This is a genomic window from Plantactinospora endophytica, assembly GCF_016862915.1.
GTDB classification, from domain to species: domain Bacteria; phylum Actinomycetota; class Actinomycetes; order Mycobacteriales; family Micromonosporaceae; genus Plantactinospora; species Plantactinospora endophytica.
In genome coordinates this window covers 239445-259556 of record NZ_BONW01000004.1, presented here as the reverse complement: position 1 = coordinate 259556, position 20112 = coordinate 239445, and the positions used below count along the sequence as shown (strand labels likewise).

Here is a 20112-nt window from a genome sequence, read left to right as displayed (position 1 = left end):
GGTCGTCCCAACGGTGCGGACGCACCTATCTGCCGATCGTAGGCGCCCTGCTGCGCACGGTGCGGCGCAGAACCGCGTGAGTGCCCTCACAAGCCGCCTCCGCCCGGCCGGTCCCGGCGGCGCGGCCCGGCATCCGTCGATCTTCGGCGCCACTGGTCACGGCGGCGCGGCCCGGTTCCCATCGCCCTCCGGACCGCCCGGTCATGCCGGCGCGGACCGCCCGGTCGTGGCGGCACGGCTCGCCCGGTCATGGCGGCACGGCCGGTGACCGCCGCCCCCGGAACCACTGATCACGGCGGCGGGGCGCGGCCGACCCGGACGGCGGGCCGCACCGGCGGTTCAGGCCGAGGTGACCACCTCGGGCTCGGGCAGCCCCGGGCGCGGGCCGGGCTGGGCGACCAGCGACCGGGTGCCGAGCTGGCGAAAGGTCCCGGCCTCGGTCTCCAGCACGTCGCGCAGCAGGTCCAGCGCGAGCGAGCCGACCGGCGGGTAGATCCGTTCCCGGGGCGGTTCCTCGCCCGGCGCGAGCGCCCGCTGGGCGACCATGAAGTCGAGGATCGCCTCGCGTACCGGGGGCAGCGACACCGGCGAGTGGTAGAGCACGTTCAGCGCCTGCATCCGCATGCCCTGCACGTGGTCCTCGCCCTTGTTGTCGTGGAAGTGCGGGTTACGGGTCTCGATCTGGAGTACCGGAACGGAACTCGCCATCACCTCGGGATGCGCGGTGTCCAGCAGCCCGCCGAACTGTTCGAACAGCTCGACGAACTCGAACGGCTCCACGGCGAAGCCGCCGGCCAGCCGCATCCGCAGCCCGAGATCGAGACTGAGCGCGTGTTCGCCGGCATTGCCGGTGGCGATCACTTCGGTGCCGAACCCGGAATACTCCGCCACCAGCCGGTTCAGGAACTCGTTGGTGATCTCGGAACTCCGGCCGCGCCGGCTGAAGAAGAGTCGGCCGTCCCGCAGTTTCGGCTTCGAGTGCCAGGAGATCCGGACCATCGCGTACGGGTTGGCGGCGAGGTGCAGGCCGGCGGCGTAGACCTTGACGTACTCGTGCACGGCACCGGGCACGTAGTTGTCGGCGTCGATGTAGCCGAGGTATTTCCGGCCGGTCAGCGCGGCGACGGCCATGCCGATCAGCATCGCCTCGCCCTTGCCGGCCCGGACCAGCCCGTCGTCGTCGATCAGCTCGGGCATGCCGGCGGCCTTGAACGCGGCGGCCAGCCCCGGGTCCCGCTGGTGCACCATGATCGCCGGCCGCTCGGTCGCCCGGCAGTACTGCTCCAGGGTCTGCGCTTCCATCTCGTAACGGTCGACCGGCGCTCGGGCGCTGTTCGAGACGAGCACGATCAAACAATCATGGGGAATCCCCGAGAGCACACCTTCGATTACTCTGCGTGTCTCATTCATACAGGGAATGACGATGACCATCTGCCGCTCGATGGCGCGCATCGCCGCCTGCGAGACGATCCCCTCGCCGGTGGTCCCTGTGGCGTCTCCCGAGTCCAGCTGTATGACCCGCTGAAGTTCGTGGATCCGGACGGCGCCGAAACGCTCGGTGCGGTGCGATTGCTCCAGACGCATGCGGCGACAGTACCCGAGCGGAAGCATTAACCGCCCGTAACCGCCAACCATTTCCTGACGACAACGGTCGGGGTACCGATTGGACGTCGAATGGCAATGATCCGGTAACGCGCCGGGGGAAGATCCGGTAACGAGAAGGATCTTCCGCCGTGCCGGTGCCGTCCCGGGCCGGTACGCTTCCCGGCCCGGGACGGGCGCCGCGTCAGGCCGTCTCGGTGATCGGCCGGTCGACCCAGCTCATCATGCCGCGCAGCTTCTTGCCGGTCTCCTCGATCGGGTGCGCCGCACCCTCGGCCCGCCACTTGGTGAAGTTGGGGCGACCCGCGTCGTCCTCGGCGATCCACTCGCGGGCGAACTCGCCGGACTGGATCTCGGAGAGGATCTTGCGCATCTCGTCCTTGACCCGGGCGTCGACGACGCGCGGGCCCCGGGAGTAGTCGCCGTACTCGGCGGTGTCGGAGACGCTGTAGCGCATCCGGGCGATGCCGCCCTCGTACATCAGGTCGACGATCAGCTTCAGCTCGTGCAGGCACTCGAAGTACGCCACCTCGGGCGCGTAGCCGGCCTCGGTGAGCACCTCGAAACCGGTCTGCACCAGCGCGGTCGCACCGCCGCAGAGCACCGCCTGCTCGCCGAAGAGGTCGGTCTCGGTCTCCTCCTTGAAGGTGGTGCGGATCGCACCGGCCCGGGTGCCGCCGATCGCCTTGGTGTAGGCGAGCGCGAGCGGGAAGGCGGTACCGGTGGCGTCCTGCTCCACGGCGACCAGGCACGGCACGCCCTTGCCGTCGACGTACTGCCGGCGGACGAGGTGACCCGGGCCCTTCGGGGCGACCATCGCCACGTCGACGTCGGCCGGCGGCGTGATGAAGCCGTACCGGATGTTGAGGCCGTGGCCGAAGAACAGCGCCTTGCCGGCGGTCAGGTTCGGCGCGATGGCGTCGGCGTAGAGCGACCGCTGCGCGGTGTCCGGCGCCAGCACCATGATCACGTCGGCCTCGGCCGACGCCTCGGCCGGAGTCAGCACCCGCAGGCCCTGCTCCTGCGCCTTGGCCCGGCTCTTGGAACCCTCCGGCAGACCGATCACCACGTCGACGCCCGAGTCGCGCAGCGACAGCGCGTGGGCGTGGCCCTGGCTGCCGTACCCGAGCACCGCGACCTTCTTGCTCTGGATGAGCCCCAGGTCGGCGTCGTCGTCGTAGAAAACCTCAACGGACATGACTTTCCTCTCCTGCGGCGCGACCCGGACGGGCCCGCCGTTGCCAATCGTCATGCGGGATCGCCGTGTTCAGGCGGCCCGCAGCGCCGAGCCGGTGGTGATCGCGCGGGAGCCCCGCCCGATGGCCACCAGACCCGACTGCACCATTTCCTTGATCCCGAACGGTTCGAGGTCGCGCAGCAGCGCGTCCAGCTTGTCAGCGGTGCCGGTCGCCTCGATCGTGAGGGTGTCCGGGGCGACGTCCACCACCCTGGCCCGGAACAGGTTCACCGTCTCCAGCACCTGGGCCCGCTGCGAGCGGTCGGCCCGGACCTTGACCAGCACCAACTCCCGGGCGACCGAGACGCCCGGATCCAACTCCACGATCTTGAGTACGTTCACCAGCTTGTTGAGCTGCTTGGTGACCTGCTCCAGCGGCGAGGAGTCGGCGTTCACCACGATGGTGATCCGGGAGACGTCCGGGTTCTCGGTCTCCCCGACCGCCAGCGAGTCGATGTTGAAGCCCCGGCGGGAGAAGAGTCCGCTCACCCGGGCCAGCACCCCGGGCTTGTTCTCCACCAGCACGGACAGCGTGTGCTTGCTCATGCCGGCACTCCGCTTCGCTCCGTGCCGTCATGAGGCTCAATCGCACTGAGTTGACTGATTCGCTCGCTACGCTTGCTCATCTGCACTGCCTCACAGCTCGTCGTCGTCGAAGGCGGGACGGACCCCGCGGGCGAACATGATCTCGTCGTTGCTGGTGCCGGCGGCCACCATCGGCCACACCATGGCGTCCTTGCCGACCACGAAGTCGATCACCACCGGCGCGTCGTTGATCTCCATCGCGGCCTTGATGGTCTTGTCCACGTCGGCCTTGCTCTCGCAGCGCAGCCCGACGCAGCCCAGCGCCTCGGCCAGCTTCACGAAATCAGGAATCCGGTGCTTGTGCGTGCCCAACTCGGTGTTGGAGTAGCGCTCGCCGTAGAAGAGCGTCTGCCACTGCCGGACCATGCCCAGGTTGCCGTTGTTGATCACCGCGATCTTGACCGGGATCCCCTCCAGGGCACAGGTCGCCAGCTCCTGGTTGGTCATCTGGAAGCAGCCGTCGCCGTCGATCCCCCAGACCACCGTGTCCGGCTTGCCGACCTTGGCGCCCATCGCCGCCGGCACGGCGTAACCCATCGTGCCCAGGCCACCGGAGTTCAGCCAGGTGTACGGCTTCTCGTACGAGACGAACTGCGCCGCCCACATCTGGTGCTGACCCACCCCGGCCACGTAGATCGCCTCCGGGCCGGCGATCGCGCCCAGCCGCTCGATCACGTACTGCGGGGCCAGGGTGCCGTCGGTCGGCTCGTCGTAGCCGAGCGGGTAGCGGTCGCGCAGGTCGTCCAACTGCGCCCACCAGTCGGTCCGGTCGATCGCCGCGGTCTGCCCGGCGGTGGCCGCCCGGACCGCCTCGATCAGCTCGTCGATGACGTACTTCGCGTCGCCGACGATCGGCACGTCGGCGGCCCGGTTCTTGCCGATCTCCGCCGGGTCGATGTCGGCGTGCACGATCGCCGCCCCCGGGGCGAACGAGTCCAGCTTGCCGGTCACCCGGTCGTCGAACCTGGCCCCCAGCGCCACGATCAGGTCGGACTTCTGCAACCCGTAGACGGCGGCGACCGTACCGTGCATGCCCGGCATGCCCAGGTGCTGCGGGTGCGAGTCGGGGAAGGCGCCCCGGGCCATCAGCGTGGTCACCACCGGGATGCCGGTCAGCTCGGCCAGCTTGCGCAGGCCCTCGGTGGCGCCGGCCTTGAGCACGCCGCCGCCGACGTAGAGCACCGGGCGGCGGGCGGTGGTCATCAGCCGGGCCGCCTCCCGGATCTGCTTGCCGTGCGGGTGCAGGGTCGGCCGGTAGCCCGGCAGGTCCAGGGTCGGCGGCCAGGAGAAGGTGGTCTGCGCCTGGAGGACGTCCTTCGGGATGTCGACAAGCACCGGACCGGGCCGGCCGGTGGCCGCCAGGTGGAACGCCTCGGCCAGGATCCGCGGGAGCTCCTCGGCGGTCTGCACCAGGAAGTTGTGCTTGGTGATCGGCAGGGTGATGCCCTGGATGTCGGCCTCCTGGAAGGCGTCCGTGCCGATCGCCGGCCGCGCCACCTGCCCGGTGATCGCCACCATCGGCACCGAGTCCATGTACGCGTCCGCGATCGGCGTGACCAGGTTGGTGGCGCCCGGCCCGGAGGTGGCGATGCAGACCCCGACCCGACCGGTGGCCTGCGCGTATCCAGTGGCGGCGTGCCCGGCGCCCTGCTCGTGCCGGACCAGGATGTGCCGCACCGACGAGTCGTAGAGCGGGTCGTACGCCGGCAGGATCGCCCCGCCCGGGATGCCGAACGCGACCTCGACCCCGAGCGCCTCAAGCGACTTGACCAGTGAACCGGCCCCGGAGACCTGGACCGGTGCTACCACCTGGCCGCCTCCGGCGGCGGTCCGGCCCGGCTCGCCGAACGGACCGGACTGCTCGCCGGCCGGCTGGGCGCCGGGGCGGAGCCGGCGGGGGAACTGGTCGGCGGAGTCGTTGCTCCCCTCGGCAGCAGCGGGCCGGTGCCGGCGCGCGCTGTTGGCCAGGGTCTCGGGTGTGGGTCTCGTCATGGCTATTCAGGCCTTCGGCTCGGAGCAGTGATCTGTCGAGATGTACGGAGCGGTGCGGGCGGGCCTCGGCGCGGGCCGGACGGCCTGCTCGGGCGGGGCCGATCCGCACGGACCGGCAGGGCCCGGTACGCCAGCGGGACCGCCCTGCCAGGAGGTACGTGGCCAATAAAAACGGCCCTCGTGCTGATGCACGGGGCCTGCGCACTCTCTGGGTCGAGAGTGCGCTCAGATAAGTACTCGGAAGGACCTGGTCGCAGACATGTGGCTAAGCCTGACGCATCTCACGCGATGAGTCAACTGATCCCGCATTTTGGGCACCCTCGGTTTTCTGGTCGTCCGCCGGCCCGTCGCTCGGCCGGCGCTGCCGGGGAGTGGACCGGGTGTTGCCGGCGGTCCGGGCGGCGGACCTGCCCCGGCCGCCCGGCGGGCGGGACTCCGGCCCGCTCCCCTCGGGCGGGCTGGCCGCCTCCAGCATCGCCTCCAGGTGCTCGGCCGGCACCCCCCAGCCGAAGAGCTGGCCCTGGCCGAACCGGCAGCCGGCCTCCACCACGGCGGCGAGCTCCGTCGGGTTGGTCACCCCCTCGGCGATCACCTCCAGCCCGAGCTGGTGGCCGAGCCGCATCACCACGTCGACCATCGGCGCGAAGGCCCGACCGTCCGGTGGCCGGATCGGCTCCGGGCCGGCCACCAGACTGTGGTCGATCTTGAGGATGTCGATCGGCAGCCGGCGGAGCTGGCCGAGCGAGGAGTAGCCGGCGCCGAAGTCGTCCAGCGCGATCCGTACCCCGGTCAGCCGCAGCGCCCGCAGTCGGCGGATCAGCTCGTCCAGGTCGGTCGCCACGGCGTGCTCGGTCACCTCCAGCACCAGCCGCTGCGGCGGTACCCGGTGCGCGCGCAGCGCCTCGGCGACCTGGACCACGTATTCCGGGGCGTGCAGTTCCCGTGGGGACACGTTGACCGACAGCCAGACGTCGTGGCCGGCGGCGAGCCAGAGGGAGAGCTGGTGACAGGCCCGGTGCAGCACCCAGGCGCCGAGCTTGGCGATCATCCCGCACTCCTCGGCCAGTGGGATGAACTCGTCGGGGCCGACGCTGCCCAGCTCGGGGTGGTGCCAGCGGAGCAGCGCCTCCGCGCCGACCGGCCGGACCGACGGGACCGCCACCACCGGCTGGAAGGCCAGGTGCAGCTCGTCGCGTTCGATCGCGCCGCGCAACTCGTGCTCCACGGTGGTACGGCGGCGCAGCAGGTTGTCGTAGGCGACGTCGTACCGCTCGACGCGGTTCTTGCCGCGCTGCTTGGCGTACCGCAGGGCGAGGTCAGCGTTGCGCAGCAGGGTCTCCACGTCGGCGGCGTCGGCGCTGTCCGCCACCCCGATGCTCACCGACAGGAAGACCGGCCCGGCCTCGTGCTGGTACGCCGAGCCGACCACCCCGAGCAGCCGCTCGGCGATCCGCTGCGCCTCGGCGGGCCGGGCCCGCATCAGTACGGCGAACTCGTCGCCGCCGAGCCGCGCGGCCAGGTCACCCGGGCGCAGGTTGGTCTTCAGCCGTCGGCCCACCTCGATCAGCACCGCGTCGCCGACGTCGTGGCCCCGGATGTCGTTGACGTTCTTGAAGCCGTCGAGGTCCAGCCCGAGCAGCACCCACGGCGTCTCCGACTCGGCCTGCTGCTGCACCGCCCGGAGCAGCCCCCGCCGGTTGGCCAACCCGGTCAGCGGGTCGGTGTGCGCCAGTTCCCGGAAGTGCGCCTCCCGCTCGGCGAGCCGCCCGGCATAGGCGCGTACGTCGTTGAGGGCCAGGTATTGCCGGGTGACCAGGCCGAACCCCTCCACGATGCCGGCCACCACCGCGAAGATCGTGAAGGTGCCGCCGGCCACCAGGTGGTAGACGGCGGAGACGGCCATCGCCACCATCGGCAGGAAGGCGTACGTGCCGCGCCGGATCACGTCCCCGTCCGGCCCGCCCGCCGGACCCGGTGCCCGGCCGGCCAGCGCGACCATCAGCAGGCCGAACGGCAGCAGCACCGCGCCGACCAGCGCGACCACCCGGCCGCCCTGGCAGATCCCGGCGGAGATCGCCACGCCGCAACCGGTCACCAGGGTGACCCCGGTGCCGGCCAGCAGCAGCCCGTGCCGGGGCGCCCGGGCCCGGGCGCCGACGATGAAGGTCAGCCCGACCGCCACCGCCGCCGTGACGGTGGCCACCAGGATCGCCAGGCACCCGCTCGGGCTGTGTGCGCCGAGCACCCGGGTCGGCTCGGAGAGCAGCACCCAGCCGACGAACCACAGCGCCGCACCGATCACCAGCCCGTCCAGGACCAGCCGGAGCGCGGCACCGCCGCTCTCGGCGGCGCCGGGCAGCCGGAGCAGGCCGGCGCAGAGCAGTACGCCGCTCGCCGCCATCCCGGCGGCGATCAGGGTGGCCAGGCCGGTCCGCTGGGCCTGTTCGTGGTCCCAGTGCCCGGCCATGGTGACGAGCGCGACCAGGCCCAGGCCGGCGCTGGCCGCGGCCAGCCCGCCACCGATCGCGAGCAGCCAGTGCCCGAACCGGCGCGCACCGGTGTGCCGCTGCGCCGACAACGCCAGCATGACCGGCCCGCAGCTGGACGCGAGGCCGGTCGCCACGGCGAGGGCCGGCACACCGGAGGCGAGTTGCACGCGTTCACTCTGCCGGATCGATCCGATTCCATGGGGGAGCGTGGCCGAGTTCCTCGATCAGAGGCACAGACCGCCCATTCGGGCGTCTCCGGGACGATCGGGCCAGAGCGAGCGGGCCGGAGCGACAGCGGCAGCAGGCCCGACCAGCCCTGCCGGAAGGCCGCTGGGGCCCGGTCACGGCCAGGTCGGGCGGTTCCCCGGGCAGCAGGAGGGGCCGCTGGGGGCCGGTCCCGGCCAGGTCGGGCGGTTCCCGGCCACCGGTCCGTGTCCCGCTGGCTGGACCCGGCGGACGTCGGAGCCGGCGTACTCCGGCTGGGAGTGCCACACTTGTCGAATGCCTGACCTGCGGTCGAAGACCTCCACACACGGCCGGACGATGGCCGGCGCCCGCGCGCTGTGGCGGGCCACCGGGATGACCGACGACGACTTCGGCAAGCCGATCGTCGCCATCGCGAACAGCTTCACCCAGTTCGTACCCGGGCACGTGCACCTCAAGGACCTCGGCGGCCTGGTCGCCGACGCGGTGGCCGAGGCCGGCGGCGTCGGCCGGGAGTTCAACACCATCGCGGTCGACGACGGCATCGCGATGGGCCACGGCGGGATGCTCTACTCGCTGCCCAGCCGGGAGCTGATCGCCGACGCGGTCGAATACATGGTCAACGCGCACTGCGCGGACGCCCTGGTCTGCATCTCGAACTGCGACAAGATCACCCCCGGGATGCTGCTCGCCGCGCTCCGGCTGAACATCCCGACCGTCTTCGTCTCCGGCGGGCCGATGGAGGCCGGCAAGACGGTGGCGATCGAGGGCATCGTGCACGACAAGATCGACCTGATCGACGCGATGATCGCCTCGTCCAACGACGCCGTCACCGACGAGCAGCTCGGCGCGATCGAGCGGTCCGCCTGCCCCACCTGCGGCTCCTGCTCCGGCATGTTCACCGCCAACTCGATGAACTGCCTGACCGAGGCGATCGGGCTGGCCCTGCCCGGCAACGGGTCGGTGCTGGCCACCCACGCCGCCCGCAAGGACCTCTTCGAGCGGGCCGGCCGGCTCGTCGTGGAAATCGCCAACCGCTGGTACGCCGACGACGACGCCTCGGTGCTGCCCCGCGCGATCGCCTCCCGGGCCGCGTTCGAGAACGCGGTCGCCCTGGACGTGGCGATGGGCGGCTCCACCAACACCGTGCTGCACCTGCTGGCCGCCGCCCGCGAGGCGGAGCTGGACTTCGGCGTGGCCGACATCGACGAGATCTCCCGCCGGGTGCCCTGCCTGGCCAAGGTCGCCCCGAACTCGCCGAAGTACCACATGGAGGACGTGCACCGGGCCGGCGGCATCCCGGCCATCCTCGGCGAACTGGACCGGGCCGGGCTGCTGCGTCGGGACGTACACGCGGTGCACTCGACCGACCTTTCCGGCTGGCTGGCCGACTGGGACATCCGGGGCGGCAAAGCCCTGCCGGAGGCGACCGAGCTGTTCCACGCCGCCCCCGGCGGGGTACGCACCACCGAGCCGTTCTCCACCACCAACCGCTGGTCCAAGCTGGACACCGACGCGGCCGAGGGCTGCATCCGGGACCGGGAGCACGCGTACACCGCCGACGGCGGGCTGGCCATCCTGCACGGCAACCTCGCCCCGGACGGCGCGGTGGTGAAGACCGCCGGTGTGCCGGCCGAGTGCCTCACCTTCCGGGGTCCGGCCAAGGTCTACGAGTCGCAGGACGCCGCCGTCGACGCCATCCTCGGCAAGCGGGTCGTCGCCGGTGACGTGGTGGTGATCCGCTACGAGGGTCCGAAGGGCGGGCCGGGGATGCAGGAGATGCTCTACCCGACCTCGTTCCTCAAGGGGCGCGGCCTCGGCCGGGAGTGTGCGCTGATCACCGACGGCCGGTTCTCCGGCGGCACCTCCGGGCTCTCCATCGGGCACGTCTCCCCGGAGGCGGCCGGCGGTGGGCTGATCGCGCTGGTCGAGGACGGTGACGAGATCGTCATCGACATCCCGAACCGGAGCATGGAACTGGCGGTGGCCCCGGAGGTGCTGGAGGCACGCCGGATCGCGCAGGAGAAGCGGGAACGGCCGTACACGCCGGTGGACCGGGAGCGGCCGGTCTCCGCCGCACTGCGCGCGTACGCCTCGATGGCGACCTCGGCCAGCGACGGCGCGTACCGGCGCGTACCGGAGTGAGCACGACGGCGGGCGTGGGGCCACCCGTCTCCGGATGACCCCACGCCCGCCGGTCGTCGTCAGGCCCGGCGGGCCCGCAGGGTGTTCACCATCGCCACGGCGGTCGGCACGTCCCGGCAGGTGACCAGCCGCCGGCTGCCGTCGGTCAGCCGGAGCGCCAGTGCCGGGCCGGGCAGCAGCGGCACGTCGGGGGCGTTGGCGCCGCGCACGATCGAGCGGAGCAGCCAGTCCTCGAGGGCCAGGTGGTCCGGCTCGGCGGCGGCGATGGCCGAGATCGGCACCCGCCGCCGCAGCGGGCCGACCGCGACCCGGACGGCCTCGCCGTCGATGGTCAGCCGGTAGCTGGTGAAGGGCAGCATCGCCAGGGCGGTCACCGTCGGTGCGGCGCCCGCCCAGCCGGTGACGCCGACCAGCGGCACCAGCACGGCGGCCATCAGCACGCCGGTCAGGGCCAGCGCTCCGATGGTCCAGAGCATCAGCCGCAGCGGCCGGATCTCCCACCAGACCAACCGCTCGTCCGCACCGGCCGCCAGCACCGGTCCCGCCTCGGCCGCCCGCTCCGGCGCACCCGGCCCGGCGACTGCCGCCGGGGCGGGGACGGCAGGTCCGCCGCCGGCCGACGCCGGGGGTGCCGTTCCGGCCAGCAGGTACGCCAGCAGGCCGAACAGCACCGCGGCCACCATCGGCAGCACCGTCACCGCGACGAGATAGCTCCAGCTCAGGCGTACGTCCGCCGCTGTCGGCGCGTCCAGTGCCGCCGCGAACAGCATCAGCAGCGCCGTGGCCGCGGCCGCAGCGAAGGCGTTCACCGCGACCTGGGCGCCGAGCCGCAGCCAGTGCCGTCCGGCGCCGGAATGCCGGCGGGTCGACGCGAACACCAGCAGCCCGACCGCCCAGACGGCGAGCGCCGCGCCGAGCAGCACTCCGGCCAGGGTGTCGACGCCGATGGTCGCCACCACCGGCCGGTCACCGACGCCGCCGGAGTTGGGCAGGCTTTCCGGCAGCCGGCTCCGCCAGGCCAGGGTGACCGCCACCGTACCGCCGATCAGGGCGGTGGGCAGCAGGCCGGTGCCGACAGTCCAGCGGATGCTCCTCATGCGCTCACCTCTCTCGAATACTGCTGCCGCACCAGCGCGACGGCCTCGTCCAGGCCGACGCCAGCGCGGCGGGCCACCATCACCAACTCCCGTACCGACTCGATCACCCGGGCCCGCTCGTGTGGGATCTCCCCGGTCACCACCGCACCGCGTCCCCGGCGAAGCTCGATCAGGCCCTCCTCGCGGAGCGCCCCGTACGCCCGGAGCACGGTGTGCATGTTGACGTCGAGCGTGCCGGCCAGTTCCCGCGCGGCGGGCAGCCGGTCGCCCCTGGCGAGTACCCCGTCGGACATTGCCCGGCGCACGCTGCCGGCGATCTGCTCGGCCAGCGGTACGCCACTCTCCGGCGCCACCCTGAACAACATGTTCGCATTCTACTAGAACAAGTGGCACTAGACGCAAGCCCCGAACCGCACTCCGTCGCGTGTGGACCCGGGCCGACCGTCGACTCAGCCCGACCGGCGGCTCGCCAGGAAGTCCGTGACGAGTTCCGCCACCTGGCGCGGGCGTTCGGCCACCATGGCGTGGCTGGCGCCGTCGAGCCGGACCACCTTCAGCCACGGGTTGTCCCGCACGGTCGCCAGTCGCTCCTGGATCCGGCGCCGGTGCGCGGCGTACAGGTCGTGGAACGGGCGCTGTTCGGGCAGGTCCTCGGTGGCCAGCACCAGCAGCAGCGGACAGCGCACGTCGCGGTAGGCCGGAACCAGGTCCAGTGCCTCCATCGCCAGTCGCAGCTCCTCGGCCAGTTCCGCACCGGGCCGCAGCCGGCTCGCGTCCCCGTCGACCGGTACCAGGTTCCGCCGGAACGCCTCCGCCCAGACCTCCTCGTCGGCGCCGTACCGCCGGGCGAGCGCCCGCCATCCGTCGATCGCCGCCGCGACCTGGTCGGCGGGCAACGGCCGGGCCATCCCGGCGGACATCCCGGCGAAGACCTCGCGGAGCCGGGCGAGTTCGGCCACCGCCCGGTCCGGTTCCAGACCGGCGAGATCGTCCGGTCGGCTCGGCGGCGGGTTGCCGTCCAGGTTGACCGCACCGCGACAGTCCGGATGGCGGGCCGCCCAGAGGGTGGCGATCATCCCGCCCAGCGACAGGCCGACCACCGCCGGACGGTCCAGGGCCAACTCGTCGACGACGGTGTCGAGGTCGGCCAGCACCGCGTCCCACTCCCACGGGCCGTCGCCGGACCGGCCGTGACCACGCAGGTCCACCGTGACCACCCGGTACGCCGGCCGGAACAGCTCGGCCAGCGCGGTCATCGTGACGAGGTTGCCGCCGCCGCCGTGCAGCAGCAGCATCGGAGCGCCGGTGCCACCGAAGTCCCGGACGACGATCGGCACCACACCGGAGCCAACGGTCCGCTCGGCGTCGCCGCTCGTCGCGGCGCCTCCGGTCATACCGGCTTCGGCGGGTGTAGCGGAGTTGCTGGTCGACTCGGAGTTGCTGGTCAGTTCAGGCACGGCGGGGCCGTCCTTCCTCGAGTAGCCGGTCACGAACCGAGGAGGGCAGCACACCGCCTTCCGGATGCCGGATCAGCTTGCCCCGGTTGACCAGGTCGTGGACCCCCTGACGGGTGATCCCGAGCATCGCCCCGGCCACCGCGTACGTCACCGAGTCGGCGGTGGGGTGCCCGACCCGCCGCGCGACGACCTGGCCCAGCGGGCTGCGCCACCAGTCGAGCGGGGGCTCGAACGGGCCGTCGCCGGGATAGAGCGTCGAGACGATCCGCATCGCGGTGCCGACGGACTCCCGGTCGTCGCCGTCGACCAACCGGTACGCCCACGCCTCGGCCCGGACCCGGACGACCGTACGCAGCGCGTCGACCACGTCGTCGCCGTCGAGCAGGATCTCCAGCGGATCGAGCAGCCGGACGTCCATCGTCCGGAGAAGCTGTTCGACGAGTTCGTCACGGGTCGGCGGCATGCCGTCCTCCTCACTTGACGTTTAGTGTCAAGTACTTGACGGCTACTGTCAAGCACTAGAGTCGGCACGATGGCCGAGGTCGGTCCGGCGCTGGTCGGGTTCCGGTCGACGGGGCTGGCCGGGATCTGGTCGACGGGGCTACTGCGGACCGGCCCGGGAGTCACGAGCGGTCAGGCCACCGGGTGGACCGGATCGAGTAGCGCGACCAGCACCCCGTCCAACCGGTCGAGCAGCGGGCCGGCGGCCGTTCCGGCGGCGAGCGCGGTCTCCATCACCCCGTGCAACCCGTGCAGCAGGAACTCGACCGTGAAGGCGGGATCCTCGACCGCCAGCTCGCCGGCCCGTACGCCCGACTCCACCAGGTCGAGCAGGCTGGCCCGGATCGGTCCGAGTTCGTCGGGCTCCTCGATGCCGGCCTCGTGGAACAGCAACGCCACCAGCGCGGCGTTCGCCACCCCGAACTCGAACATCCCGGCCACGAACCGGCGTACCCGGTCGAGGGCCGGCGCGTCCGGTGCGGTCGAGACCGCCGTCGCACCGGCGGCCAGGATCTGTTCGTTGCAGCGGTTCCGCAACGCGGTGAAGACCTGGGCCTTGGAACCGAAGTACTCGTAGACGGTGCCCTTGCCGAGACCGGCCTCGGCGGCGATGCCGTCGATCGTCGCGTCGACCCCGTCCCGCAACAGCACCCGGGCCGCCGCGTCCAGGATCTGGGCCGGTCGCTCGGCCGGGGCCCGGGCCGCGCGGGGCCGCCGTCCGGTCGCTCTGGTGCCGCTCATAGCGCCGGAGCCTATCGCCGGCCTTGACAACCGACCAGCGGTCGGTAGGTTGGGTCACACTTACCGACCGACGGTCGGTCGGCTGATGTGCAGGGCCCTCGGCCACCCCGCCCGCGGGTCGGGACCGCCCCGTGTTCTCTCGGATTCCCGGCCCCAGCCCCGACCTCGGCCTCCCGGCACGGACATGAACACGGACCCGGCCACGGACACCAGCACCAGCACCAACGCCGGCACCGGCACCGGCACCGGCACCGGCCAGAGAGGACCGAGGATGAAAAGCGCCGCCGAACTGCTCTTCCTGACCGGCACCGTCGAGGAGGTCGAGCCGCTGACCCGCCGGATGCGCCGGGTACGCGTCACCGGCGACCGGCTCCGGACCGTCCCGTGGCTCCCCGGCCAGCACGTACGCGTCAACGTCACACCGCCGCGCGACTGGCTGCGTCGCCCCGGCGACGCCCGGCGCAGCTACTCGGTCTGGGAGTTGGACCGCGACCGGGGCAGCCTCGACCTGTGTGTACTCGACCACGGCGATGGTCCGGGCGCCGCCTGGGCCCGTAACGCCCGGCCGGGGCAGCCGATCAGCCTGTCCCGTCCCGAGGGGCGGCTGACGCTACGCGAGTCGGCGTACCACCTGTTCGTCGGGGACGAGACCGCGGCCGTCCCCTTCGCTGCCATGCTGCGCGCGCTGCCCGCCCGGACCCCGGCGTACGGGGTGCTGGTCACCGACCGCCCCGACGGGGAGGTACCGCTGCCGGCCGACCGGCGGCTGCCCTGGGTGCACCGGGGCGACGCCGACCCGGCCGACGGCAGCACCCTGCTCCGAGCGGTACGCGCACTCGACCTGCCCGACCAGCCGGGTGTCGCCTACCTGGCCGGCGAGGCGCGCACCTGCCAGGCCGTCCGGGATCACCTGGTCCGGGACCGGGGTTGGGCGCGGCGCCAGGTCGTCGTCAAGCCGTTCTGGGCACCGGGCCGGCGGGGCCTCGACTGAACCCCGCCCACCACCCGCCGATCCGGTCCCCCGCCAGCGTGACCCGACCCGGCAGCCCGGCCCGCAACCCGGCAGGTCAGCCCGGCAGCCCGGCCCCGCACCCCGGCCGTCAGCCCGGCAGCCCGGCAGGTCAGCCCGGCAACCCGGCCCCGCAACCCCAGGTCAGCCCGGCAGCCCGGCGGGTCGGTCCGCCGCCTCGGTGCGCTCGGTCGGCCACTGCCGGGCCGGCGGCCGGCCTGGCTCAGTAGCCGGGGAAGACCCGGCGCAGGTCGTCCAGGCCGAGCGGGCCGGTCACGGTGATGGTCTCCGGCGTGTGCTCCGGCGCCAGCCGGCCGGCGGCCAGCCGCAGGAACGTCTCGGCCGGCGCAACGATCTCGCCTGCCGGCTGCTCGGGCAGCTCGGACAGCTCCACCCGGTCGGTGAGCCGCAGCCCGAGGGAACGGTCGGGATCGCTCAGCCGGAGCGCCAGCTCCACCGGACGGTCGGCGATCGCGTCCGGCCGGGCGATCCAGCCGAGCAGGCCGGCGAGCCGGTCGAGCAGCAGCGGCACCGCCTCCGGCGCCACCGTCGCCCACCGGTTGAAGGCGACCTCCACGTCCCACTGGTGCAGGGCGAACTCGCTGAGCCGCATCCCGGCCGCGGTCGCGAGGTCGACCGGGGCAGGCAGGAAACCGAGATCGATCCGTACGCTCTCCCGGGCGGTCGCGTCCAGCGACTCGTACCGCTCGACGAGCCGCCGGTTGGCCTCCAGGAACCCCTCGGCGTGCTCGATCGGGGTCATCGCGTCCCACCGGGCCCAGACCTGCTTGTTGAAGTCCGCCTCCAACGCGGGGCGCTCGCCCAGCGCCACCTCCAGGGTGGCCTCGTTGATCTCGGCGCCACTGCCGAGATGGCTGAGCACCTGCGACACCTGCCACTCGTCGGCACCGGACGGCCGGGTCAGGTCGGTCGGGCCGAGGTCGCGGACCAGCGCCGCGAGCTCGTCGTGGCCCGAGCGGAGGGCGGCGATGATCGTGTCGGCAGTAGTGGCCATGTCTTCCTGTCTCCCGGCTCGTACGTCGCCGGCTCCGGAACGTCCGGCGCGACATCCGCCATCATGCCCGCTGGCTCCGACGTACCGCCGACCCTCCGGCCCGTTGTCCACGCTCCGGACCGGAACCCGAACGTTGTACACGCTCCCGGACGGGGACCCGGACCGCGCCCCCGAAATCCGGACCCGCCCCCGGCACTTGCCCCGGCGACGGACCCGCTCCCGGCACCGCACCCGGCCGGTCAGCTACCGAAGAGGCCGGTCAACGTGCCGGTGCCGAGTGCGAGGGACTCGATCACCCGGCGTGCCTCGTTCCCCTCGGCGTCGGCGGCCAGGCCACTCTTCGCGCCGAGCGCGTAGACGTGGAAGCGGTACCGGTGCTGGCCGCTGGGTGGGCAGGGCGGCGCCCAGGTGGCCAGGCCCGCCGAGTTCTGTCCCTCCAGTGCTCCGGCCGGCAGGTCGGCGGCGGCGAGCCCCTGGACGTCGGCGGGGATGTCGTAGACCACCCAGTGCAGGTAGGTGAGGCCGGGCGCGTCCGGATCGTCCACCACCACCGCGTACGACACCACCCCGTCGAGCTGGCCCGACCAGGCGAGCGCCGGCCGTTCCCCGCTGCCCCGGCAGGTGTACCGCTCGGGAATCGGCTCGCCCTCCTCGAAGGCCGGGCTGGTCACCGTGAGCCGCTGCGGCGGGGTGGTGGTGCCGGTCGACCCGGCCGGCTCGTCCGTACCGCTACCGCAGCCGGTCGCGGTGCCGGCCAGCAGCACGACCACGGCCAGGCCGAGGCCGAGCCCACGTCGACCGGTCCGGCGCCCGGGCCGCTGCTCCGGTGGTACCGGCCGGGGTGCGGCACTTCCGTCCATGTTGGACAGTCTCGGCATGGTGGACTCCTTCGCTGGGAGCGCTTCCGGCGCTTCCGGGCCACTCAAACACAGCGGCACCGGACTCCGGCAAGCTCCACGGCGAGACTCTGCCGCTCTCGGCAGACGAGACCGGACCGGCCGGCCGATCCGCCGACCACCTGGCCAAACCCGGTGTATCCCGGGAACCCGGCCGACCGCCGATGGCGCAGCATCACCGAGGCGGCGAGGACCGGCCGGATCAGCGGCGATGTATCCCGGGAACCTGGCCGACCGCCGGTGGCGCGGTGACGGCACGGGCCACCGGCGGTCGGCAGAACGGTCAGGCGACGCACTCCTTGTCGATCGCCGTACCGACCTTGACGAAGTCGGTCTGCAGGAACTTGACCGGGTCGGCCGACTTCGCGCCGGTCTGGATGTCGGTGACGATCCCCTCGACCAGTGCCTTGACCTTCGGGTCGGTCGCCTTGGCCGCCTCGGCTTCCAACTGGCCGGCGAGCCCGGTGAGCGTGGTCTTGAGCTGCTTGTTCTGCTGGGCCACGCTCAGTCCCTTCTCGATCGCCTTCACCGAGTCGTCCGCGATCTTGACACTGCCGTCGAGGAAGATGTCGGTGACGGCCTGGCAGACCTCCTTGGTGTTCGGCGCGGCGGTCGGGCTGGGCGCGGCCGTGGTCGGGCCGGCGGTCGGCGTACCGGCCGCGTCGCCGGTCGACTCCCCCGGCTGGCAGCCGGCACCGAGTACGGCGACGGTGGCCAGGGAGAGGGCGACGGCGCCGACCCGAACAAGACGAATGATCACGAATAACCCCCGTGGTGAGCGAGCAACGGCGGGCAGCCTAACAAGGGCGATCAACCGGCGGCCCGTGATTTCTCCCGGGCCGATCCGCCGCCGCGCCGCCCCGTGACCTCGCCGGTTGCGGGGACGGGATATTTACACCGGCACAAGCCTCGATTAGCATGATCACCAGTGAGTACACGTTGGGTGGCGCCCCCGACACGGAAAGTGACTAACCTGCCACACCCGGGCAGGCCGTCACCGAAGTGACGACAGGAGATCTGCCGTGAGCTCCGAGATCACCCGATCCTCACCCGACCGCCCCGACGCCACCGGCGGCCCGACCCCGCCACCCGTACCCCGGACCATCTGGACCAGGCAGGCCCGGCGGCCGACCTCGAAGCTGGTGACCCTGCTGGCCGGCGCCGCCGTCGTGCTGGCCAGTACCCCGCTCTGGGGCGGTGCCGACCGGGCCACCCTGGACAACGCCGAACTTTCCGCAGCCCCGACGTACACGATCGGGTTGCAGCCGGCGACGGACCCCGGACCGTTCCCCGGCAGCGTCACCCCGACCACCCCGACCGTCACCATCGCCGGTGAGCGGGACGGCGAGAGCACCTTCGACGTGGTCCGGTATCCGCAGGTGCAGCCGAAGAAGCCCGGCCAGATGGACTTCGACCACTTCCACACCGGGATCGAGATCCAGTGGTGGCTGAAGAAGTGGGCGCACGAGCGACCGGACATCGTCGACCTCTACATCGTCGGCGAGAGCTTCGGCGGCGAACCGATCTACCAGGTCACCATCACCGACAAGTCGACCGGTAAGGACACCGACAAGCCGGCCGCGTTCTTCGAGGGCAACCGGCACTCCGGCGAGATCTCCTCGGCCGAGAGCTCGCTGTGGCTGGCACACCACCTGATCAGCAAGGCCGGCCGGGACCGGCAGGTGGACAAGCTCCTCGACGACAAGGCCGTCTACATCCGGCCGGTGAACAACCCCGACGGGCACAACCTCTACCTCTACACCGCCCAGACGAACCGCTCGTCGGTCCGACCAACCGACAACGACGCCGACGGCAAGCTCGACGAGGACCCCGGTGAGGACCTCAACGGCGACGGCTACCTGAGCCAGCTACGCCAGTACGTCGGCGCGGGCAAGGGCACCCACGTGGTCGACGACCGCGATCCGGCCAAGGTCACGATGCGCAGCGTCGGCGCCGGCAACGGCGACTACCTGATGTTCTCCGAGGGCGTCGACAACGACGGCGACGGCCGGGACAACGAGGACGGGGTCGGCGGCCTCGACCTGCACCGGAACTACCCGTACAACTGGCACGTGATGCCCGGGTACGACGAGACCGGCCGGAACCTCACCCAGGTCGGCGCCGGCGAGTACCCGCTGTCGGAGCCGGAGACCAGGCACGTCTACACCTGGCTGATGTCGCACACCAACATCGGCGCGGTGAACAGCATGGACACCCGGGTACCGATGCACCTGCGCGGCCCGTCGACCTGCGACCCGGTCGAGTGCATGTACACCGACGACCGCAAGCTGTACGAGCACTTCGACCGGGCCGGCGTCGGCTTCACCGGCTACCGGTACTCCGGCAGCGTCTACATCGACTACGCCACCCGCAACGGCGGCGACCCGGAGGCGCTGTTCGGACACGGCCCCGACTTCGGCTACTTCCAGTACGGCGCCGTCTGGTACGGCGACGAGATCTGGAACGGCGGCGACTTCGTCGACTACGACTCCGACGAGCGGTTCGCCGACTGGGAACGCTCGCGGTGGTGCGTCGAGAACCGACGGACCAACTGCTTCCTGCCCTGGACGAAGATCGAGCACCCGAAGCTCGGCGCGGTCGAGGTCGGCGGGATCAACCCGAAGTTCTGGGCGCAGAACCCCTCGCCGGACCTGATCGGGCAGTGGGCCGCGAACCAGGCGAAGTTCAACCTGTACCTGACCGAGTCGCTTCCGCAGGTGGCGCTCTCGCAGGTCGGCGTCAAGCCGCTGCGGGCCGGTCAGACCGACGGCGCGACGCACGAGATCACCGCGACCGTCACCAACACCGGCCGGATGCCCACCGCCCTGGAGCAGGCGAAGGAAGTCAAGATCGTCGCTCCGGACACCGTGCAGGTGCAGGGCGCCCGGCTGGTCGGCGACGCGCCGCAGTTCTTCCTGGACGGCGGAAAGAAGCAGCGGGTGACGCTCCGGGTCACCAAGACCGGGACCGAGGCGGCCACCGTCCGGGCGGTCAGCGTCCGGGGCGGGCTCGACTCCGCACCGGTACGGCTGCGCTGACCACCGCTCGCCGTCCCCGCCCCGCGATCCTGCGGGGCGGGGACACCCGTCTCCGGGCTCCCGGTGGTCCGGGCATTTCCGCGCGGTCCGAAGCACGGCGGTCC

General features: G+C 72.1%; 16 protein-coding genes. 3 read left to right on the top strand and 13 right to left on the bottom strand.

The window, feature by feature from the left end:
* Positions 1 to 339 precede the first annotated feature (339 nt).
* The 5 genes from mpgS to Pen02_RS06820 all read right to left on the bottom strand — a co-directional run bounded on the left by mpgS (position 340) and on the right by Pen02_RS06820 (position 8072).
* Entirely contained in the window at positions 340 to 1584 is a 1245-nt protein-coding gene (gene mpgS, locus Pen02_RS06840) for a mannosyl-3-phosphoglycerate synthase (protein ID WP_203865066.1), read from the bottom strand.
* Positions 1585 to 1786: 202 nt separating this feature from the next.
* Positions 1787 to 2800 carry a ketol-acid reductoisomerase gene (ilvC, locus tag Pen02_RS06835; RefSeq protein ID WP_203865065.1) on the bottom strand — a complete coding sequence of 338 codons (1014 nt, stop codon included), beginning with the start codon at positions 2798 to 2800 and terminating at the stop codon, positions 1787 to 1789.
* Positions 2801 to 2869: 69 nt separating this feature from the next.
* Positions 2870 to 3385 carry an acetolactate synthase small subunit gene (gene ilvN, locus Pen02_RS06830; RefSeq protein WP_203865064.1) on the bottom strand — a complete coding sequence of 172 codons (516 nt, stop codon included), beginning with the start codon at positions 3383 to 3385 and terminating at the stop codon, positions 2870 to 2872.
* Between the two features lie 90 nt (positions 3386 to 3475).
* A complete protein-coding gene (locus tag Pen02_RS06825; RefSeq protein WP_203865063.1) occupies positions 3476 to 5416 on the bottom strand; it encodes an acetolactate synthase large subunit in 1941 nt (646 codons plus the stop codon).
* 265 nt (positions 5417 to 5681) lie between these two features.
* On the bottom strand, positions 5682 to 8072 hold the full coding sequence (locus Pen02_RS06820; protein WP_372445582.1) for a putative bifunctional diguanylate cyclase/phosphodiesterase: 2391 nt from the start codon (positions 8070 to 8072) through the stop codon (positions 5682 to 5684).
* Between the two features lie 334 nt (positions 8073 to 8406).
* Between Pen02_RS06820 and ilvD the strand changes: the two genes are divergently transcribed.
* Positions 8407 to 10254: a dihydroxy-acid dehydratase gene (gene ilvD / locus Pen02_RS06815; protein ID WP_203865062.1), complete on the top strand. Its 1848-nt coding sequence runs from the start codon at positions 8407 to 8409 to the stop codon at positions 10252 to 10254.
* Positions 10255 to 10313: 59 nt separating this feature from the next.
* Here ilvD and Pen02_RS06810 read toward each other — a convergent pair whose 3' ends face one another.
* From Pen02_RS06810 to Pen02_RS06790, 5 genes are all read right to left on the bottom strand, one after another.
* On the bottom strand, positions 10314 to 11351 hold the full coding sequence (locus Pen02_RS06810) for a hypothetical protein (RefSeq protein ID WP_203865061.1): 1038 nt from the start codon (positions 11349 to 11351) through the stop codon (positions 10314 to 10316).
* Positions 11348 to 11716 (bottom strand): GntR family transcriptional regulator, encoded by a 369-nt coding sequence (locus Pen02_RS06805; protein WP_203865060.1) that lies wholly within the window; start codon positions 11714 to 11716, stop codon positions 11348 to 11350. Before Pen02_RS06805 ends, Pen02_RS06810 begins: the two co-directional genes overlap by 4 nt.
* An 84-nt stretch (positions 11717 to 11800) precedes the next feature.
* Entirely contained in the window at positions 11801 to 12808 is a 1008-nt protein-coding gene (locus Pen02_RS06800) for an alpha/beta fold hydrolase (protein WP_239140164.1), read from the bottom strand.
* The gene (locus tag Pen02_RS06795) at positions 12801 to 13271 is read right to left on the bottom strand and encodes a hypothetical protein (protein WP_203865059.1); all 471 of its coding nucleotides are present in this window, start codon (positions 13269 to 13271) and stop codon (positions 12801 to 12803) included. Before Pen02_RS06795 ends, Pen02_RS06800 begins: the two co-directional genes overlap by 8 nt.
* Before the next feature lie 170 nt (positions 13272 to 13441).
* Positions 13442 to 14050, bottom strand: coding sequence for a TetR/AcrR family transcriptional regulator (locus Pen02_RS06790; RefSeq protein WP_203865058.1), 609 nt, complete (start codon positions 14048 to 14050; stop codon positions 13442 to 13444).
* Positions 14051 to 14321: 271 nt separating this feature from the next.
* Here Pen02_RS06790 and Pen02_RS06785 point away from each other — a divergent pair, with 271 nt between their 5' ends.
* Positions 14322 to 15041 carry a siderophore-interacting protein gene (locus tag Pen02_RS06785; RefSeq protein ID WP_203865057.1) on the top strand — a complete coding sequence of 240 codons (720 nt, stop codon included), beginning with the start codon at positions 14322 to 14324 and terminating at the stop codon, positions 15039 to 15041.
* A 241-nt stretch (positions 15042 to 15282) separates the two neighbouring features.
* Here the strand turns inward: Pen02_RS06785 and Pen02_RS06780 are convergent, their stop codons facing one another.
* The 3 genes from Pen02_RS06780 to Pen02_RS06770 form a co-directional block, all read right to left on the bottom strand.
* Entirely contained in the window at positions 15283 to 16074 is a 792-nt protein-coding gene (locus Pen02_RS06780) for a maleylpyruvate isomerase family mycothiol-dependent enzyme (protein ID WP_203865056.1), read from the bottom strand.
* A 239-nt stretch (positions 16075 to 16313) separates the two neighbouring features.
* Positions 16314 to 16952 carry a YbhB/YbcL family Raf kinase inhibitor-like protein gene (locus Pen02_RS06775; RefSeq protein WP_203865055.1) on the bottom strand — a complete coding sequence of 213 codons (639 nt, stop codon included), beginning with the start codon at positions 16950 to 16952 and terminating at the stop codon, positions 16314 to 16316.
* A 301-nt stretch (positions 16953 to 17253) separates the two neighbouring features.
* Positions 17254 to 17730 (bottom strand): hypothetical protein, encoded by a 477-nt coding sequence (locus tag Pen02_RS06770; RefSeq protein WP_203865054.1) that lies wholly within the window; start codon positions 17728 to 17730, stop codon positions 17254 to 17256.
* Positions 17731 to 17992: 262 nt separating this feature from the next.
* On the opposite strand from Pen02_RS06770, the gene Pen02_RS06765 reads away from it, so the two are divergent.
* Positions 17993 to 20008, top strand: a complete 2016-nt coding sequence (locus tag Pen02_RS06765; protein ID WP_203865053.1) for a M14 family metallopeptidase — start codon at positions 17993 to 17995, stop codon at positions 20006 to 20008.
* Positions 20009 to 20112 lie beyond the last annotated feature (104 nt).

Excerpts from the sequence above, each read along its gene's own strand:
- mpgS (WP_203865066.1), bottom strand. The coding sequence starts at position 1,584 with ATGCGTCTGGAGCAATCGCACCGCACCGAGCGTTTCGGCGCCGTCCGG.
- ilvC (WP_203865065.1), bottom strand. The coding sequence starts at position 2,800 with ATGTCCGTTGAGGTTTTCTACGACGACGACGCCGACCTGGGGCTCATC.
- ilvN (WP_203865064.1), bottom strand. The coding sequence starts at position 3,385 with ATGAGCAAGCACACGCTGTCCGTGCTGGTGGAGAACAAGCCCGGGGTG.
- Pen02_RS06825 (WP_203865063.1), bottom strand. The coding sequence starts at position 5,416 with ATGACGAGACCCACACCCGAGACCCTGGCCAACAGCGCGCGCCGGCAC.
- ilvD (WP_203865062.1), top strand. The coding sequence starts at position 8,407 with ATGCCTGACCTGCGGTCGAAGACCTCCACACACGGCCGGACGATGGCC.
- Pen02_RS06810 (WP_203865061.1), bottom strand. The coding sequence starts at position 11,351 with ATGAGGAGCATCCGCTGGACTGTCGGCACCGGCCTGCTGCCCACCGCC.
- Pen02_RS06805 (WP_203865060.1), bottom strand. The coding sequence starts at position 11,716 with ATGTTGTTCAGGGTGGCGCCGGAGAGTGGCGTACCGCTGGCCGAGCAG.
- Pen02_RS06795 (WP_203865059.1), bottom strand. The coding sequence starts at position 13,271 with ATGCCGCCGACCCGTGACGAACTCGTCGAACAGCTTCTCCGGACGATG.
- Pen02_RS06790 (WP_203865058.1), bottom strand. The coding sequence starts at position 14,050 with ATGAGCGGCACCAGAGCGACCGGACGGCGGCCCCGCGCGGCCCGGGCC.
- Pen02_RS06785 (WP_203865057.1), top strand. The coding sequence starts at position 14,322 with ATGAAAAGCGCCGCCGAACTGCTCTTCCTGACCGGCACCGTCGAGGAG.
- Pen02_RS06780 (WP_203865056.1), bottom strand. The coding sequence starts at position 16,074 with ATGGCCACTACTGCCGACACGATCATCGCCGCCCTCCGCTCGGGCCAC.
- Pen02_RS06775 (WP_203865055.1), bottom strand. The coding sequence starts at position 16,952 with ATGCCGAGACTGTCCAACATGGACGGAAGTGCCGCACCCCGGCCGGTA.